Source organism: Anabaena sp. UHCC 0253, assembly GCF_009712085.1.
Lineage (GTDB): Bacteria > Cyanobacteriota > Cyanobacteriia > Cyanobacteriales > Nostocaceae > Dolichospermum.
In genome coordinates this window covers 1-2,370 of record NZ_VILD01000026.1, presented here as the reverse complement: position 1 = coordinate 2,370, position 2,370 = coordinate 1, and the positions used below count along the sequence as shown (strand labels likewise).

3 protein-coding genes are annotated in these 2,370 nt (G+C 36.8%); all 3 read left to right on the top strand.

Features of this window, described 5'->3' with window-relative positions; all coding sequences use genetic code 11:
• The coding region (locus tag FJR38_RS27470; protein ID WP_217360075.1) for a cadherin-like domain-containing protein at positions 1-271 on the top strand (271 nt) is incomplete at its 5' end.
• 119 nt (positions 272-390) lie between these two features.
• The gene (locus FJR38_RS27465; RefSeq protein ID WP_168540776.1) at positions 391-1,890 is read left to right on the top strand and encodes an IS5 family transposase; all 1,500 of its coding nucleotides are present in this window, start codon (positions 391-393) and stop codon (positions 1,888-1,890) included.
• Between the two features lie 195 nt (positions 1,891-2,085).
• Positions 2,086-2,235, top strand: coding sequence for a hypothetical protein (locus tag FJR38_RS27460; RefSeq protein WP_168540774.1), 150 nt, complete (start codon positions 2,086-2,088; stop codon positions 2,233-2,235).
• Positions 2,236-2,370: the final 135 nt, after the last annotated feature.

Here is a 2,370-nt window from a genome sequence, read left to right as displayed (position 1 = left end):
GGGGATGGGGGACTTTGGGATGCTTTTGTTTGGCAATAATTACGGCAATATCGTCTTCTTTGAGAATACATCCGCTACTACCCCAGTTAACAATGCTCCCACAGGTTCACCCACTGCCACTTTAGGCAACACTGCTGAAGATACAGCTATTACCATTAATGCTGCTGACTTATTAACAGGTTTCAGTGATGTTGATGCTGGTGATACCCTCTCAGTTGCTAACTTGACTGCTGATAATGGTGTATTGGTAGACAACGGTGATGGTACTTAGGGCTTGCTGAATAAACATAAAACCGGGACAAATAGATGACTTGATGGGGATAGAAAGTGAAAAAGGTGCAAGAAAAAGAGTTAAAATGAGTAAAATCCCTTGCATTAAGGCGCATTAAGATGTATAGAAAAGCGCAAGAACAGGAAACAGCACCGGAAAAGTTTCAACTACCCTTCGAGGAGAAATTGGCATTAGACAACCGATGGGTAATTATGGCAAAAATGATCCCTTGGTCGGAATTTGATGGCGAATACGCAGCAATATTTTCAGAAAAAATAGGCGCACCAGCCAAAACATTTAGGATGGCACTGGGGGCATTAATAATCAAAGAAAAGTTAGGAATAAGTGATAGAGAAACAGTAGAACAGATCAGGGAAAATCCTTATCTACAATACTTTATAGGGATGTCAACCTATAGTAATAAACCACCATTTGACCCTTCGATGTTAGTTCACTTTAGAGAAAGAATAGATATAAACCTAGTTAACAAAATCAACAGAGAAATAGTAAAACAGGCGTTAGAAATACCAGAGGAGACAGTACAAGAAAAAAAGTCAGAAGTAGAGGATTCAAAAAGTGAGCTAACCAATCGGGGAAAATTAATATTAGATGCCACTTGTACACCAGCAGATGTCAGTTATCCCACAGACTTAGGATTATTAAATCAAGCCAGAAAGCACACAGAAACAATTATAGATATTCTATATAAATCTCTAGAAGAAAAAACTATAAACAAACCAAGAACTTACAGAAATATAGCTAGAAAAGATTACTTATTAGTAGCCAAAAAAAGAAGACCAACTGTTCAAGAAAGAACAAAAGCTATTAAACAACAACTGCAATATATCAAAAGAAATTTATCTCATATCCAGCAACTAATTGAGCTAGGTGCCTCACTCTCAGAACTGAGTAACAGACAATATAAAATGTTGTTAGTAGTAGCAGAAATTCATCGTCAACAACTGTGGTTATATGAAAATAAAAAACAGAAAATAGAAGACCGTATAGTCAGTTTAACTCAACCACATATCCGTCCAATTATCAGAGGCAAAGCGGGTAAAAGGACAGAATTTGGAGCAAAGTTATCAGCTAGTTGTCATGATGGATATGTGTTTTTAGACCACATCAGTTGGGATAATTTTAACGAATCAGGAGACTTAAAATCGCAGGTAGAGGCATACAAAACTGACACTGGATATTATCCTGAATCCGTTCATGTGGATAAAATTTATCGGACAAGAGAGAATCGAGCTTGGTGTCAAGAAAGAGGAATTAGAATTAGTGGTCCGCCGTTGGGAAGACCACCTAAAAATGTCAGTAAAGAAAATAAGAAACAGGCTGCTTATGACGAAGGTATTCGTAACTGTATTGAAGGTAAATTTGGGCAGGGTAAACGAAGATTTAGTTTGGGTAGAGTCATGGCTAAACTTCCTCATACCTCTCTAACTGCTATTGCTATTACTTTTTTAGTTATGAATCTTTCTACCTTACTATCAAGGGTTTTTTGGGGATTTTTATGGCAATTTTTCCAAATAATCTCTTTTTTCTTTAATTCAATTAGAAAAAGTGATGTTTTGCCTAATTTTAAACAACAAAAACTTATCTTTGCTTTTGCCTAACTACCTAGTTAATTTTTTTTGCCTTTTTCTACTTTTTCAGCAAGCCTACATACCAGCAAATAGAGGAATTGGAGCGCGAGATTAAGGTACTCAAGGCACGGCATAAGCCACGATTCAGAATCAACTTACTCGCGCCACTGGACATGATTAACGCCACCATAGAAGGCTTATTTGGATTATTTGGAGAATACGACTATGACGACTGAGCAAATTAACCAATTAACCGACATCGAAAATCAACTTAATTCCTTATTGGCTTCACTGCCCAAAACAGAGATTACCCGCACTCTATCCACTGCTAAAAAATCGCTACATTCTGTAATTTGTAAATGCTTGGAAGAATAAAAAAAGGGATACCTGTCAAGTATCCCACAAGGTTATGTCTTGTTATTTACATCTAGAATTATATGCCAAAAAATACCACAAAATCAAAGCTAGAAGCAGCACAAGAGAAACTTAATACCGCTGCTAATATCCCAG